Below are 14,403 nucleotides of genomic sequence, written 5' to 3'. Positions count from 1 at the left end.
TACTAGCTCCCCTGACCGTTACTTTGTGCTGTGGTGGTTTCATTTTGCATAATCTCAACCGCCTTAATTTTAATCCTATGTAGCCTCGACAAGATGCTTCCTCGAGGTTGACCCAAGTCATTTGCGATCTCTGCGGCGCTAAAGCCTTCAACCGCCCACAGATACAGTACCTCCCTTTCGGCGGCATTGAGCTGAGAGAATAGATACTCGATTAAGTCATGCTGCAGCGCGACCTGTTCCATACAAGCTTCATCTAAAAGTGCAGGAGCATGCTCATCTATTGGGTCAAAATCGATCCGCTTTAAGCGTCTGCAATCATCAATAAATTGATTACGGATAATAGTGCGTAGGTAGGCTTTTGGATATTGAGGCTTAGCAGTGCTGCTTAACCAACGCTCTATCGCTGTTTGCAGCAGATCTTCCGCTGCGGGTACATGTCGAGTAAGACATAAACAATAGCGATATAGACTCTGCAGTAACTCTCTATCCATCGGCTGTTACCACCAATTTATAGCCCGCAATCCAGCCCAGTTTAATAAGCTGAGGTAATTCACTCAAATCCACCTCTGCGTTAGCTAATTGCTCGAGCGACAAACTCTGCCGTATAGCCAGTATTAGCTGAGCTTGCGGCGCTGATATTTGCCTAAAGTTCACCTTAAAGCAGTCCCGAAAGATCAGCAGATAGTTTGTTGCGCTATCGCAACTAACCGTGTGGCTTTGCTCTGTTGTGGCTTGATGCTTTAACCAGACTTGTTGCACCGGATAGTGACAACTAAGCAGCTCAATATCAGGTTGCAGTAGCAGCACTACTTGTTGCTGCAGAGATTCAGTAAGCCGCGCCATTTGCTCCAGCTCATGCACTTGTGGCTGTTGCATATAGTTACTACGATCTTGCACGTAATAGCCCTGCTTTAACGCCCACTCAAGCATTGCTAGCTCAGGTAGATACTCAAGCCCGATAAATGCTTGATGTTGCATAACCTCATCGCCAAGTAACCTAGGAAACTGTGCACCATAATGGTTTAAGTTGGCATCCTTCAACGGATAACAGTTGCAATATTGCAGTGCTAGCTGCTCAAAACAGCGCTCTCCTACTACCGTCTGGCATACAGGAAAGCTACTTTGCAGGCTACTTAGCAGTGCCTGAAAGGCATTGTTTTGATAAACTTTTAACCGAGACTGCTCGCGCTGGTTGACCATCGCCAATAATTCCCGCTCATCGCCATTAGCCTGCAACGCTTGAATAAATGCTCCTTGCCAATCTGCTAAGCGCATCGACCAACTCCTGCAGCAGACTTAGCATTAAACTGCAGCATATCGGCGGCAATCTGCCGTTCCTGTAACAGCCGATCCAGTGTAGGTATTTCACTGTCCCACTCAATCATGGTGGGAATATTGCCATTGAGCTGAATGTAATTTTGATAAGCCTGCCAAACTTGCGGATCGACAGGATGGTTATGGGCATCCAGCAGGTAATCATCTTTTTGATGAAAGCCCGCCAAATGGATCTGCTTTACCCGCTTTGCAGGTACGTCATCCAAAAAGTCTTGTAACTGCTGGTTGAGATTCACACTAGTGACAAAAGCATTATTGATATCCAGCAACAGGTAACAGTCAGCTTCTTCAGCAATCGCAGCAATAAACTCCCCCTCACTCAATTCATTATGTTTGCAACTCATATAGGTAGACACATTTTCCAGCAACATTCTTTCGCCCAATAGGTCTTGGGTTTGCTGAATCCGTCTACTGATATGCATGACAGCTTCGTCTGTATAGGGCAGCGGCAACAGATCTGCGACTTTAAAGTCGTTGTTACCGGAGAAACTTGCATGTTCGGAATACCAATGGCCACCACAAGCTTGCTTGAGAGATTTGATCTTGTTGAGGTAATCAGCATCCAGTGTGTTGGTACCACCGAGAGACAGGCCTACGCTATGAAACACCAGCGGAAATCGCTCACTAATGCACATAAGCAGATGTTGATTTAGTCCACCTTCCACCAGCCAGTTATCAGCCAACACCTCTAGCCAAGGGATTTCAAGACTTTCGTCAGCCAATATTTGCTGCACATGGGGAGTGCGCAGGCCAATACCTGCGCCAGCTATGCCAGAATTAGGCATTAGCTTTTAGCCGGTTTAACCGCTTTAACTTCACCACCTGTAATTTTGTCGCAAGTACCTGCCGGGACATAGACCCACTCGGTGGGAAGGTTGTCAGCTTTTGCTTGTCCGGCGCAGCCATGACTGCCATCTAATGCGCCGCAATCGTTAGCACCGGCTTTAGCAATACCAGCGCATTTCTCCCACTCTTTCGGTTGATCGGGCACCGCTTGTGCACCTAAAGATAAACTCGCCGCTAAAATACCGGCAACCGTTACACCCAGTGCTGTTGTTGAAGATTTCATATCGATTATTCCTTTTGATAGATAACACATTCAACCCTATAACGAGTGAGTCAGAGGTTTGATTGCATTAGGTACTCAATTAATTTTAGTCGAGTCAGGAATAATCACTTAAACAGCAAGCTTTAACGGTAACAGGTGCCTGATTCGCAGCGTTTCTTGCCAGTGAGTAAGTAAGATATGCGGTAACGGTGCTTAGCAAAGAACAGGTAGCCTTTATCAGCAAATGGCTTAACTAACGAGCAGCGCAGTAGTGAAACCCACTTCTCTTTACCCACAGCAGCCCAAGCTTCGTAGGTCACATCGAGTCCGGTGATTAACGAACCATCGGCGCGTTGAGCATGTAAAATCTTATTCGCTAGAGCGAAATCTATCTCAGGATACTTAATACTAAAATCAGCTTGATTGAGATCTTGTAGCTCAATGTTATCGTGACTGTCTAATGATTTGATGTGCTGCATTTCTGCATCACATAGCGGACAAAGTGAATCATAAAAGATACGTAGTTTCATTACTAACCTCCGAAAAATTGATGGATTAACATCAGTAGATGCAAAGTTATCGCTACCAGCGTTAATCTGAGTCTCATTGAGATGTAGTCTTGGTTAAGACATAACTCTTTAGCTTTCCTTTCAATTGCTAGCAGGCTTAAGTATCCCACAGCCAATATCGCTAGGCTGATCAGCTGTTGATTTAGTAATAAAGCTATCCAAGCTAAGATTGAAAACAGATTACTCTGTATAAGCAAACGCCCAGTCGTGCTGCTGGTTGATAGCGCAATAGCACGCCCCCACAAAGTGCCAGATATAAAACTAAGAATGACCGCGCTATAGCTAATAAAGGCAAACTCAGCGTTTAACCAAGTTAACTTCAACCCTGTCCAAGCCATTGTTGTTGCAATAATAAAAGGCAACAACCCGGCATAACCTAGACCTTGCCAAATACGTTCGTTTCGCTCCATAGTTCACTCAACTCAGCCAACAAACATTATCAATCTGTACGATGTCAGTTGACTTTTAGATCTCTGCTTGGTGTAAATTGGTACTTAAAGGGATGATCTAAATTGCTGAATTATCCGTATCTTTGCCTATAGTTAGTTATAAAGAACAATAAAGGACTATAAATGACAACAAGCAACGCCATTATCAAAGTAACCAATTTGCGCCTGCGCACCTTCATCGGTTTCAATATTGAAGAGCGCGAGAAAATGCAGGATGTAGTGATTAATATCGAGATCCACTACCCCGCGAGTAATGCCATTCGCGAAGATAACGTCGATGAGGCACTCAATTACAAGAAGGTGACTAAGGCTGTCATTCAGCACGTCGAAGAGGGGCGCTTTCTACTATTAGAAAAATTAGTCTCTGATGTGCTCGATATCAGTAGTCAGCATCCATGGGTGCAATATGCCCGAGTAACCATTGATAAGCCCCATGCATTAAGGTTCGCAGACTCCGTATCACTGTCTTTAGAGTATCGGAAGCCTTAATGCCCCGCAGCCAATCCATTCAATCTCAGCAGGAGTCAATTATGGACGTACCTCAGGCTCAACAAGTGAGAGATGCACTCGTCAAGCAAGGACTCGAGACCCCTTTAATTCCATCGGATATGACCGCCAAACAGAAGTATGAGCGCATTAAAGGCTTAATGACCGAAGTGGTATCGACCTTAGGACTAGATCTTAACGATGATAGCTTACAAGAGACGCCACACCGTATCGCTAAGATGTATGTCAACGAGGTCTTTGCAGGTTTAGACTATGCAAACTTTCCTAAAATCGCCCAAATTGAAAATAAGATGGCGGTCGATGAGATGGTGCGGATCACTGATATCAGCGTCGTCAGCACCTGTGAACATCACTTCGTTACCATCGATGGTTTAGCCAAAGTGGCTTATATCCCCAGCAGCACCATTATTGGTCTGTCTAAAATCAATCGTATCGTGCGTTTCTTTGCCCAGCGACCACAAGTGCAAGAGCGCTTAACCAAGCAGATCTTAGTCGCACTGCAAACATTGCTCGCTACCGATAATGTAGCAGTGAGCATCGACGCCACCCACTACTGCGTAAAATCCAGAGGGGTGATGGATACCCAATCGCAAACGCAAACCACTGCCCTCGGAGGCGAGTTTAAAACCAGCGCCGCAACTCGGGCTGAGTTTTTCCGCTAGTCAGCCATTAAGGATTTTGATGACAGCTGCTATTTTAATAACCGGAGTCGGCAAGCGTGTCGGCTTCTACCTTGCTAAGCATTTAGCGCAACAAGGCCATAAAGTCATTGGCACTTACCGTAGCCAATATCCACAACTGCAAGAACTCGAAGTCTTAGGTGTTGAACTACATCAGTGTGATTTTTACCACGATGCTCAACTCGATGAGCTACTGAAAAAGCTAGCTCAACAACCTGCCTTTAAAGCACTAATCCATAATGCATCAGACTGGTTACCTGACGGTGATGCAGCCTCTGCATTATCGATTATGGACAAAATGATGCGCATTCATGTGAGTGTGCCTTATACCATTAACCTTGCCCTTGCGGAGCAGCTTAAGGCCAATAGTGGCATGGCTGATATTATTCACATTACCGATTATGTTGCAGAGAAAGGCAGTAAGAAACATGCTGCCTATGCTGCCAGTAAAGCTGCGTTACAAAACCTGACTCTATCTTTTGCCGCAAAATATGCCCCCGAGGTTAAGGTCAATAGTATTGCTCCTGCACTGCTCATGTTTAACCCTGATGATGACGAACAGTACAAACAGAAGGCATTGAAGAAGTCACTGATGACCAAGGAGGGTGGTGAGATAGAGATCTTAAGTGCAGTCAGCTACCTATTGCAGAGTCACTATGTTACCGGTCAAACCTTGAAAATTGATGGCGGCCGCCACTTGGTTTAATCATATTAGAAAAGGCACCTAATTAGGTGCCTTTTCTAGCTTCAACTATCGTGACTAATGGCTTTGCAAACTACGTATATCCGCACCAGTCGGCCCTTGATATACCCTTAAACCAAACTCCGGCAATATGGCAAACACATGGTCAAAGATATCCGCTTGAATATCTTCATAGGCTGCCCACCTAATGTCATTGGTAAAGATATACAGCTCAATCGGTACACCTGTAGATGTTGGCGCTAGCTGACGCACCAATAAGGTCATATCTTTATGTACTTTCTCATGCTGTTTTAAATAGGCCAGCATATAGGCTCTAAAGGTACCAACATTGGTTAGGTGTCGACTATTCACTGGCATATCAGCATCTTCCACCAGTGCGTTAAATGTACTAATCTCCTGCGATTTTGCAGCGAAATAGGACTTAAGATGGTTGATCTTCGACAATCTCTGCTTATCTTCTTCAGTTAAAAAACCAATGGAACTAATATCGATTTGTACTGAGCGCTTAATTCTCCGGCCGCCAGACTCTGACATGCCACGCCAGTTCTTAAAGGCATCTGACACCAAAGCATAAGCGGGGATCATGGTAATTGTTTGATCCCAGTTACGCACTTTAACCGTTGTTAGCGACACCTCTTCAACGGCACCATCTGCGCCGTACTTATCCATTTGGATCCAATCTGTTGGACTGACCATTCTATTAGCCGCTAGCTGAATACCAGCCACAAAGCCCAAAATAGTGTCCCTGAAAACCAACATCACCAAACCTGTCGCAACACCTAAGCCACTTAAGAAGTAAACTGGCGATTGGTCAGCCAGTACCGAAATGGAGATGATGATAGCGACGAAAAACATAAACAACTTAAACAGCTGTACAAAGCTCTTAATCGGCAGTCGACGGCTAACTAAATTAACATCAGCAATTTCATTGGCGGCATCTAATGCACTATAAACCGCACGCACAAATAAAATCACAATGGTGACATCAAGTAGCCTGTCAGCCAGACTCGCCAACACTTCATGCTCGGTTAGTGCCAGCGGCAGAATGATATTGAGAATTAATGCAGGAACCAGCTTGGCCAACTTCTCCAATACACGATAGCGCATGAAGATATCGTCCCAATGGACGCGCGAGCGAGTGATGACAATATTCATGGTGCTCACAACACCCCGTTTCACAAAGACGTAGCCTATAAAAGCCACAATGAAACAGACAATCACAAGAATACTGGTTGAAACACCGTCCGCAGGTTGGCTGTCGATCCCGACAGTTGCCAACCATTGAGTGATACTTGCACGTAATTCCTGATCCAAAATAGATATCTCCAATAGTGAACAGACACAAACAATCTATTCAAGCTTGCAAAATAGGGTTAACAAGCCACAATCATGTGGCGAACAAATCAATCACAATTATTAAGTTTAACAGCAATTTGAGCTATCACAGTTGACTGTAATCTAAAGATTCACAACAATCCATTTTCTATTGCCTGAAGTTTATCGAGATCAAAATGACCAAATACTTAATTACCTGTGTTATCACCCTCTGTAGCTTTAGCGTACTCGCCAAGGATTACAGTGAAGATGCACCTGTTTTACCAAAACCTACAATTGGTATAACCCTAGACTATATTCCGGCAATCGACGATCTCTATGGCATCACCATTGCTCCTAGCCACTACGATACTGACTATGCTCAGTGGGGTTATTACATTGGCTATGCACAGAGCAAAAAAAATGATTTAGTTGTTGAAGAGCCCGGTGAAGCTTATTCACAGAGTTCGCTTTGGCGTTTTGGTTTAACCTATCCGCTCGCTGCAGGCTTAAGTTTATATGGCGGAGCAACGGCGTATATTCATGAAGTATCCTCTACCACCAATATAGTTCCCTATGTTGTCGGCGCCGAGCCGGTATGGGAAACTGACAAAGACACCACATGGGGTGCAGAAGCCGGCATTAGATATGTGTTAGGTCCAAACTTTACCTTAGCTGCTGGATATAACAGTGCCACAGAATCTGCTGTATTTAGCATTGGTTATACAATGTAGAACAACCATAAGTCAGCTATTTTGATCTTGTCAGTGTTAATCTAACGGGAGTTTGTCTATGCTAGGGCAATCTCCTTTACAAGGTTAATAATCATGTACAAAACGCTAATGGCCTATGCCTGTATTGCCCTGTTCTCGCTAGCAACTCCAGTCTATGCCGATGAAGTGGCGCGAGTCACCTTAGAAAATGGCGCAACCGTTAAGCTCAACGATGACTTCACTTGGGAATATGTCATTCTTGAAAGTCAGACTAAAGCAGACACGGCCGCTCCAGTAACACTGCCGGCAACAGCCGCAGCAGTTGCCGTCAACGAGAAAGCAACTCCAGCCGTCACCCCAACGACTCCTGTAGCGAATAGCGAAGCACTCACCTCAAGTGCAATCGCTCAGTCAGCACTGTTAAAATCAACTGCCAAAAGTGGTGTTAAAGTCAGCTTTTTAGATAGCCAGTGGGATGATGATGGCCGTTTAGGTCTAACCTTTGAGCTCTCAAGCAATAGCTCTGAACATTACGTCATGATCGAACTTGAAGTGAGTTTGTTTGCCGACTCTGGCGCCTTAATCAAAAGAGAAACAGTAAAAGTATGGCAAGCGGTATTCAGAATGCCGGATACATACCTACGTAAAGGCCAAACCCGCGAGAGCCGCGTATTGTGGATAGAGGGCATCGATAAAGCGCAATGGACTAAGCAGCTAATGAGCCTGAAGATGAAAGAGATGGATTCACGCATGTAGTTTCAATCGTTGATCCAGATCTTTTTGAGACCTAGCTTTGAGCTAGGTCTTTTTGTTTTTCCCGTCGTAAAACCGAAATAATCCCCTCTTTTAACCCAACAACCATTTAAATAATGCATGCTGCTCTATGCCCTACAAAACAATAGTAGATTGTTTCTTTGCTAAACTAATGCATAAATGAACATTCATACCAATTGCTATGGATAAAGGTTGAACAATATGGATAAAGCACTGCAAACCATGATTAACAATATGCCCGAAAAGACAGGGAAAGCACTTGAAGAGTGGATTCAAATATTAACAAAAGAGAATTTCGACAAACATACTGCTGCTGTGAAATATCTTAAAACTGAACATGGTGTCACTCATGGATTTGCCAATACCATTGTTACTTTATCTCGCGAGACTAATCAGCCAGTAGAAGATCTCGTTATCACTCAATACAGCGGTAAAGAAAGCCTTAAGCCCATTTATGAAAAGCTAATAGCAACCATCAAGAAGTTCGGTGATGACATCACCATTACACCTAAAAAGGCCAGTGTCAGCTTAATAAGAAAAAATCAATTTGCACTCATAAAACCCGCAACCAAAACAAGAGTAGACCTAGGACTAAAACTCAAGGGAGTCGAGCCACAAGGTCGACTAGAAGATTCCGGACCATTCGGCGCCATGTGTACTCACCGGATTCAATTGAAAACTCTCGATGATATTAATGGAGAAGTCATTAGTTGGTTGTCGCAAGCTTATGAAAAGTCAGTGTAGCCAGCTACTGACAAATATAGCTATTTTGAAATGGCTATGAATACCTATCTGCTTTAAACCATCCTGTAGCCCCATAAAAATAACTATAGCTTTCTATTGACCCGTCTACAGCTTTATAGTTTAAAGTGCTTAACCATCAACGGATACAAGGCTGGTGATCATGTATAAGATCTCTGAGCTTGCGGCAGCAGTCGGACTCTCTCGAACCGCGATACTTTATTATGAAAAGCAAAAGCTTATCAATGCTAGTAGGCTTGAAAATGGCTATCGCGTCTACAGCGATAAAGATCTGCAACGCCTCCGTTTGATACAACAATTACTGGCTGGCGGTTTAACACTGAAAGAGTGCAAAGTATGTCTAGAAGCTAAAGTTGACAGACAATTACTGCAAAACCGTCTCAAAGCGCTAGACAAAGAGATAGAGCAAAAGCAACAGTCACGAAATTTACTTGCAGCCATGCTTGGTGAGGGCGACCTCAAAGCATGGCACACGAGTTTAGATAAACTGGCCCCAGATGCTCATCTAGACTGGTTAACAAAGCAAGGCTTTAGTGAGAAAGAGGCCTTGCGACTAAAATGGTTATCAAAAGATATGAACGAACACGATGTATATATGGCTGACTTTATGACGGTTTTCGAACCATTAGAGCGCTGGGGACCCGGAAGCGACAGTGATACACAAAAAGCTTTATCACTGGTAGCCAAAGCACCTGACAATATCTTAGAGATAGGCTGTGGCAAAGGGTTAGCAACTAAAGTGTTAGCCGAACATAGCAAAGCAAACATTACCGCCGCCGATAATGAGCAGTCCGCACTAGATAGGCTAGCACAACGCCTTGAGCAGCTCGGTTTTTCTAATCGGCTCGAAACTGTTTGCGCTAGCATGACCGAATTGCCGTTTACTAATGAGAGCTTTGATCTTATTTGGGCAGAAGGCAGTGCCTACATTATGGGCGTAGAAAAAGCACTCGCGCAGTGGCTGCCACTATTACAGCAGCAAGGTTGTTTAGTGATTAGCGATCTCGTTTGGAAAACTGACAATCCAAGTCAGAAATCCGTTGAGTTTTGGAGTCAAAACTATCCAGATATTCAGCCTGTCGCAACCCGAATCGAGCAAATGAAGCACGCGGGCTACCGTGTTGTCGAGCATTTCCCTCAGAGCAAACAGGCTTGGTTAGATTATTACGGCCCGTTAGGTGAGCGTGCAAAAGAGCTTGAATCAGAAATGGCAGCTTCTGCAGCGCTGAACGATATCAAACATGAAGTGAATATTTGCAGCCAGTTTGCGGCAGAGTTTGGCTATCAATTGTTTGTATTACAAAAAATATAGCCAACTAAGAGACTCCTATTACTCTTTTGTCATTAAGAGTAATTGGAGTTCTTATATCGAAATTGAGGCAGGATGAAAAACATCTCACGTCCCGCTCGTATTAAGCATACTTTCTGGCATTTTAACCGCCACCATATGTCCTTTGGCGCAAGTAACGCCTGCAGCGATAAGACTGATATCTAACACCACTTTCTTGGGCTTTACTTCGCAAATAACGCCACGCAATTCCAACTCTACGCCCATGGGCGTTGGCGCGAGATAATCGATATTGAGCGCCGCGGTAACAAACCTTGGTGGCTGCTGCGTACCATCGGCAAATGCCCGCCCTGCGGCAGCACTGGCACTACCCGTTCCATGGCAATCGATAAGTGAAGCTATTAATCCACCGTAAACAAAGCCGGGAATGGCTGTATGAAAAGGCTTAGGGGTAAACAATGCGATGGTTTCATCATCGTCCCAGTAACTTTTGAGTTGATGCCCATGAGGGTTATTCTTACCGCAACCATAACAATGGCAGAGTTCTTCTGGGTATAAATCTTGAAATGCTTGCATTACCGCACCTTAATTCGCTTCAACGACCATCAACTCCAAACTACGCTATTACACATTAACCGTTTCGACAATGCAGACATTAGGCTTAAGACTAATGATTAACTTCCTGATATTCAGCCCTTCCAGGCTCTAAACAATTGCAGCTTCGCATTTGCAAACAGTTAATATTTCCACGGCTGTTAGTGCCTAAACAGCGCTCTCTGATGCACCAAATGACCTTCGACAACATGGATATTGTCGCAGAGCTTACAAGGATGTATTCACAGCGAGTCATTTGTGCGTTAGAGGTGGAGCATACGTATAGAAAATGAGATTATCCATTATTAATCCGGGCTGCTTTACAGGCATAAAAAAGGGCCGTTAGGCCCTTTTGTCAGTCCACTATCACTTTGGATTACAAGCTTGGCAGAATATCTGCTGGCAAGTAAGCGTTGTAGCTGGCAGTGATCAATAAGTCAGTAGCGGCTTCAATATCTGGGCCGAAGAAACGGTCCTTATCGTAGTACGTCACCAATTCACGCAGCTCAGCTTTCGCTTTCGCCACAGCAACAGCGGGTTGCAATGGACGACGGAAATCCAAGCCTTGCGCCGCAGCAAGTAGTTCAACTGCTAACACGCCACGGGTATTTTCCGACATATCACGCAAGCGACGCGCCGCAAATGTCGCCATAGACACGTGATCTTCTTGGTTAGCAGAAGTTGGTAAGCTATCAACTGACGCTGGGTGCGCATAAGTCTTGTTTTCAGATGCCAATGCCGCAGCCGTAACTTGAGCGATCATAAAGCCTGAGTTTACCCCGCCATTTTCGACAAGAAACGGTGGAAGCTTAGATAGATTTGAGTCGATCAACAGCGCGATACGTCGCTCTGCAATAGAACCTAGCTCAGCAATCGCAATCGCTAGGTTATCTGCAGCCATCGCAACTGGCTCGGCGTGGAAGTTACCACCAGAGATAATGTCGCCAGTATCTTGGAATACTAATGGGTTATCGGTAACGCCGTTAGCTTCAGTGCCTAGCACCTCCGCCGCATGACGAATTTGGGTTAAACAGGCACCCAATACTTGTGGCTGACAACGCAGTGAGTAAGGATCTTGCACCTTTTCGCAGTTAACATGATCAAGACTGATCTCAGACTTGTCACCCAGTAGATGACGGAAGACAGCAGCAGAATCAATCTGACCTTTTTGGCCACGAGCAGCATGAATGCGAGGATCAAACGGACTACGGCTACCCATTGCAGCTTCAACACTCATGGCACCAATCACCGAGCTTGCTGCAAACAGGTCTTCTGCGTTAAATAAACCTTCTAGCGCTAATGCGGTTGAAGCTTGGGTACCATTAAGTAGTGCTAAGCCCTCTTTAGCGGCTAATTCAAGCGGCTTAAGACCGGCGATTTCAAGCCCTTCGGCAGCCGTGATAAGCTGACCTTTATAGCTCATCTCACCTTCAGCAAGTAGCGGTAAACACATATGTGATAGCGGCGCTAAATCACCCGACGCCCCTACAGAGCCTTTTTCTGGCACACAAGGGTAAACTTCAGCGTTCACCAGTGCGATAAGGAAGTTAATCACCTCTAAGCGAATACCAGAGAAGCCTCGGCTTAGCGAGTTGATCTTCAATACCATCATCAAGCGCACTGTAGCGTCTTGCATGTATTGACCAGTGCCCGCAGCATGCGACAGCACGATAGAGCGTTGTAGCAGTTGTAAGTCATCAGCGGCAATCTTGGTGTTAGCTAATAAACCAAAACCTGTGTTGATCCCGTAAACCGTGCGGCCTTCATCCAATACTTGCTGTACTAGACCGGCACTGGTATTGATGTCGGCAATGGCACTATCAGCCAGCTCAAGGGTGACTTTTCCACGGCTAATTTCACGAATTTGCTTCAGGGTTAGGCTACCCGGCGTTAATACTAAATGGCTCATGTTCTACTTCTCCAACATCGGCAGGTCTAGACCCTGCTCTTTTGCACAATCTTTGGCGATATCATATCCAGCATCAGCATGACGCATCACGCCTGTTGCAGGGTCATTCCACAGTACTCGGCCTAAGCGCGCTGCGGCATCATCGGTTCCGTCAGCCACAATCACGACACCTGAGTGCTGGCTAAAGCCCATACCGACACCACCACCGTGATGCAGCGACACCCAAGTTGCACCACTTGCAGTGTTCAATAGTGCGTTCATTAGCGGCCAATCAGATACTGCATCAGAACCATCAAGCATAGATTCAGTTTCACGGTTAGGACTGGCAACAGAGCCAGAGTCTAAGTGATCACGCCCGATCACAATTGGCGCAGAAAGCTCGCCATTTTTAACCATTTCGTTAAAGGCTAATGCTAGACGGGCACGGTCTTTAAGACCTACCCAACAGATACGAGATGGCAGACCTTGGAAGGCGATACGCTCACGCGCCATATCTAACCAGTTGTGCAGATGCGGATTATCAGGAATAAGCTCTTTAACTTTAGCGTCGGTCTTATAGATATCTTCTGGGTCACCAGACAGCGCTACCCAACGGAATGGACCAATACCTTCACAAAATAGTGGGCGCACGTAAGCAGGCACAAAACCAGGGAAGTCGAATGCGTTTTCAACCCCCTCTTCAAACGCCATTTGGCGAATGTTGTTACCATAGTCTGTCGTCGCAGAACCGGCAGCTTGCAGTGCTAGCATTGCTTTAACTTGAACTGCCATTGACTGTTTAGCCGCTTTAACGACAGCCGCTTCGTCAGTTTTACGCATTTCAATCGCTTGCTCTAGCGTCCAGCCTTGTGGCAGGTAGCCGTTTAGCGGATCGTGCGCAGACGTTTGGTCAGTAACCACATCTGGTGTAATCCCACGCTCAACCAGCTCGGCAAAAACATCAGCAGCATTACCGAGTAGACCAACTGATACAGGCTTGCCACTGGCGTTTGCTTCATCAATCATCGCTAACGCCTCATCTAAGGTCGTCGCCTTTTTATCGACGTAGCGAGTACGCATTCGGAAATCAATACGCGTTTCATCAACTTCACAGGTCAGCACCGAATACCCCGCCATAGTGCCAGCTAGCGGCTGTGCACCACCCATGCCACCAAGGCCACCAGTTAAGATCCACTTACCCTTCGATGAACCGCCAAAGTGCTGCTTAGCCATCGCCACGAATGTCTCGTAAGTCCCTTGCACAATGCCTTGCGAACCGATGTAGATCCAAGAACCTGCTGTCATCTGGCCGTACATCGCCAAACCTTTCTTATCTAACTCGTTAAAGTGTTCCCAGTTGGCCCAATGAGGTACTAGGTTTGAGTTAGCAATAATGACACGCGGTGCATTATTGTGAGTTTTGAATACACCGACTGGTTTACCCGATTGCACCATTAAGGTTTCGTCTTCTTCAAGGCGCTGCAGTACTTCAACGATTTTGTCGTAGCACTCCCAGTCACGTGCGGCGCGGCCGATACCGCCATAAACCACGAGATCTTCAGGGCGCTCAGCAACATCTGGATGTAAGTTGTTCATTAACATACGCATTGGTGCTTCGGTTAACCAACTCTTACAGCTTAGCTTTGTTCCTGTCGGCGCAATGATGCGGCGGCTTGGATCGTGTCTCTTATCCATCGGTACTACCTCGTTCAATTTGTTTTTATATGCTTGTTTTTATAACTGTCTTTTTGTTTTTTAGAACCATTTTCCGCTCATTTG

17 protein-coding genes are annotated in these 14,403 nt (G+C 45.4%); 7 read left to right on the top strand and 10 right to left on the bottom strand.

What is annotated here, in order from left to right; translation table 11 throughout:
• Positions 1 to 2: 2 nt before the first annotated feature.
• The 6 genes from L2730_RS17225 to L2730_RS17200 form a co-directional block, all read right to left on the bottom strand.
• Positions 3 to 491 (bottom strand): RNA polymerase sigma factor, encoded by a 489-nt coding sequence (locus L2730_RS17225; protein WP_248975731.1) that lies wholly within the window; start codon positions 489 to 491, stop codon positions 3 to 5.
• Positions 484 to 1,275 carry an HvfC/BufC N-terminal domain-containing protein gene (locus tag L2730_RS17220; RefSeq protein ID WP_248975730.1) on the bottom strand — a complete coding sequence of 264 codons (792 nt, stop codon included), beginning with the start codon at positions 1,273 to 1,275 and terminating at the stop codon, positions 484 to 486. Before L2730_RS17220 ends, L2730_RS17225 begins: the two co-directional genes overlap by 8 nt.
• Entirely contained in the window at positions 1,266 to 2,120 is an 855-nt protein-coding gene (bufB, locus tag L2730_RS17215; protein ID WP_248975729.1) for an MNIO family bufferin maturase, read from the bottom strand. The genes L2730_RS17220 and bufB overlap by 10 nt, the downstream gene beginning before the upstream one ends.
• A complete protein-coding gene (locus tag L2730_RS17210; RefSeq protein ID WP_248975728.1) occupies positions 2,120 to 2,404 on the bottom strand; it encodes a BufA1 family periplasmic bufferin-type metallophore in 285 nt (94 codons plus the stop codon). Before L2730_RS17210 ends, bufB begins: the two co-directional genes overlap by 1 nt.
• A gap of 122 nt (positions 2,405 to 2,526) precedes the next feature.
• Positions 2,527 to 2,913 carry a thiol-disulfide oxidoreductase DCC family protein gene (locus tag L2730_RS17205; protein ID WP_248975727.1) on the bottom strand — a complete coding sequence of 129 codons (387 nt, stop codon included), beginning with the start codon at positions 2,911 to 2,913 and terminating at the stop codon, positions 2,527 to 2,529.
• Positions 2,914 to 2,915: 2 nt separating this feature from the next.
• Positions 2,916 to 3,362: a DUF3429 domain-containing protein gene (locus L2730_RS17200; RefSeq protein ID WP_248975726.1), complete on the bottom strand. Its 447-nt coding sequence runs from the start codon at positions 3,360 to 3,362 to the stop codon at positions 2,916 to 2,918.
• Between the two features lie 162 nt (positions 3,363 to 3,524).
• On the opposite strand from L2730_RS17200, the gene folX reads away from it, so the two are divergent.
• From folX to folM, 3 genes are read left to right on the top strand one after another with little or no spacing between them, the layout of a single operon-like run.
• Positions 3,525 to 3,890 carry a dihydroneopterin triphosphate 2'-epimerase gene (gene folX / locus L2730_RS17195; RefSeq protein ID WP_248975725.1) on the top strand — a complete coding sequence of 122 codons (366 nt, stop codon included), beginning with the start codon at positions 3,525 to 3,527 and terminating at the stop codon, positions 3,888 to 3,890.
• A gap of 41 nt (positions 3,891 to 3,931) precedes the next feature.
• A complete protein-coding gene (gene folE, locus L2730_RS17190; protein WP_248975724.1) occupies positions 3,932 to 4,570 on the top strand; it encodes a GTP cyclohydrolase I FolE in 639 nt (212 codons plus the stop codon).
• A 19-nt stretch (positions 4,571 to 4,589) separates the two neighbouring features.
• Complete coding sequence (folM, locus tag L2730_RS17185) at positions 4,590 to 5,294, top strand: dihydromonapterin reductase (protein ID WP_248975723.1); 705 nt, start codon at positions 4,590 to 4,592, stop codon at positions 5,292 to 5,294.
• A 54-nt stretch (positions 5,295 to 5,348) separates the two neighbouring features.
• Here the strand turns inward: folM and L2730_RS17180 are convergent, their stop codons facing one another.
• On the bottom strand, positions 5,349 to 6,605 hold the full coding sequence (locus L2730_RS17180; RefSeq protein WP_248975722.1) for a mechanosensitive ion channel family protein: 1,257 nt from the start codon (positions 6,603 to 6,605) through the stop codon (positions 5,349 to 5,351).
• Positions 6,606 to 6,802: 197 nt separating this feature from the next.
• Here L2730_RS17180 and L2730_RS17175 point away from each other — a divergent pair, with 197 nt between their 5' ends.
• From L2730_RS17175 to L2730_RS17160, 4 genes are all read left to right on the top strand, one after another.
• Positions 6,803 to 7,339, top strand: coding sequence for a TonB-dependent receptor (locus tag L2730_RS17175; protein ID WP_248975721.1), 537 nt, complete (start codon positions 6,803 to 6,805; stop codon positions 7,337 to 7,339).
• Positions 7,340 to 7,432: 93 nt separating this feature from the next.
• On the top strand, positions 7,433 to 8,074 hold the full coding sequence (locus tag L2730_RS17170; RefSeq protein ID WP_248975720.1) for a DUF3157 family protein: 642 nt from the start codon (positions 7,433 to 7,435) through the stop codon (positions 8,072 to 8,074).
• 219 nt (positions 8,075 to 8,293) lie between these two features.
• On the top strand, positions 8,294 to 8,836 hold the full coding sequence (locus L2730_RS17165) for a DUF4287 domain-containing protein (protein ID WP_248975719.1): 543 nt from the start codon (positions 8,294 to 8,296) through the stop codon (positions 8,834 to 8,836).
• A 160-nt stretch (positions 8,837 to 8,996) separates the two neighbouring features.
• Entirely contained in the window at positions 8,997 to 10,166 is a 1,170-nt protein-coding gene (locus L2730_RS17160; protein WP_248975718.1) for a MerR family transcriptional regulator, read from the top strand.
• An 84-nt stretch (positions 10,167 to 10,250) separates the two neighbouring features.
• On the opposite strand, the gene L2730_RS17155 is transcribed toward L2730_RS17160, so the two are convergent.
• The 3 genes from L2730_RS17155 to hutU all read right to left on the bottom strand — a co-directional run bounded on the left by L2730_RS17155 (position 10,251) and on the right by hutU (position 14,319).
• A complete protein-coding gene (locus tag L2730_RS17155) occupies positions 10,251 to 10,718 on the bottom strand; it encodes a PaaI family thioesterase (RefSeq protein ID WP_248975717.1) in 468 nt (155 codons plus the stop codon).
• A 394-nt stretch (positions 10,719 to 11,112) separates the two neighbouring features.
• Entirely contained in the window at positions 11,113 to 12,645 is a 1,533-nt protein-coding gene (hutH, locus tag L2730_RS17150) for a histidine ammonia-lyase (RefSeq protein ID WP_248975716.1), read from the bottom strand.
• Between the two features lie 3 nt (positions 12,646 to 12,648).
• On the bottom strand, positions 12,649 to 14,319 hold the full coding sequence (gene hutU, locus L2730_RS17145) for a urocanate hydratase (protein WP_248975715.1): 1,671 nt from the start codon (positions 14,317 to 14,319) through the stop codon (positions 12,649 to 12,651).
• Between the last annotated feature and the right edge of the window lie 84 nt (positions 14,320 to 14,403).

Origin of the sequence: Shewanella kaireitica (assembly GCF_023284045.1) — a bacterium.
GTDB lineage: Bacteria > Pseudomonadota > Gammaproteobacteria > Enterobacterales > Shewanellaceae > Shewanella > Shewanella kaireitica.
The sequence above is the reverse complement of the archived record's forward strand: the minus strand, read 5'-3'. Positions and strand labels throughout refer to the sequence as shown.

Coding starts and splice junctions, on each gene's coding strand:
- L2730_RS17225 (WP_248975731.1), bottom strand. CDS start 491: ATGGATAGAGAGTTACTGCAGAGTCTATATCGCTATTGTTTATGTCTT.
- L2730_RS17220 (WP_248975730.1), bottom strand. CDS start 1,275: ATGCGCTTAGCAGATTGGCAAGGAGCATTTATTCAAGCGTTGCAGGCT.
- bufB (WP_248975729.1), bottom strand. CDS start 2,120: ATGCCTAATTCTGGCATAGCTGGCGCAGGTATTGGCCTGCGCACTCCC.
- L2730_RS17210 (WP_248975728.1), bottom strand. CDS start 2,404: ATGAAATCTTCAACAACAGCACTGGGTGTAACGGTTGCCGGTATTTTA.
- L2730_RS17205 (WP_248975727.1), bottom strand. CDS start 2,913: ATGAAACTACGTATCTTTTATGATTCACTTTGTCCGCTATGTGATGCA.
- L2730_RS17200 (WP_248975726.1), bottom strand. CDS start 3,362: ATGGAGCGAAACGAACGTATTTGGCAAGGTCTAGGTTATGCCGGGTTG.
- folX (WP_248975725.1), top strand. CDS start 3,525: ATGACAACAAGCAACGCCATTATCAAAGTAACCAATTTGCGCCTGCGC.
- folE (WP_248975724.1), top strand. CDS start 3,932: ATGGACGTACCTCAGGCTCAACAAGTGAGAGATGCACTCGTCAAGCAA.
- folM (WP_248975723.1), top strand. CDS start 4,590: ATGACAGCTGCTATTTTAATAACCGGAGTCGGCAAGCGTGTCGGCTTC.
- L2730_RS17175 (WP_248975721.1), top strand. CDS start 6,803: ATGACCAAATACTTAATTACCTGTGTTATCACCCTCTGTAGCTTTAGC.
- L2730_RS17170 (WP_248975720.1), top strand. CDS start 7,433: ATGTACAAAACGCTAATGGCCTATGCCTGTATTGCCCTGTTCTCGCTA.
- L2730_RS17165 (WP_248975719.1), top strand. CDS start 8,294: ATGGATAAAGCACTGCAAACCATGATTAACAATATGCCCGAAAAGACA.
- L2730_RS17160 (WP_248975718.1), top strand. CDS start 8,997: ATGTATAAGATCTCTGAGCTTGCGGCAGCAGTCGGACTCTCTCGAACC.
- L2730_RS17155 (WP_248975717.1), bottom strand. CDS start 10,718: ATGCAAGCATTTCAAGATTTATACCCAGAAGAACTCTGCCATTGTTAT.
- hutH (WP_248975716.1), bottom strand. CDS start 12,645: ATGAGCCATTTAGTATTAACGCCGGGTAGCCTAACCCTGAAGCAAATT.
- hutU (WP_248975715.1), bottom strand. CDS start 14,319: ATGGATAAGAGACACGATCCAAGCCGCCGCATCATTGCGCCGACAGGA.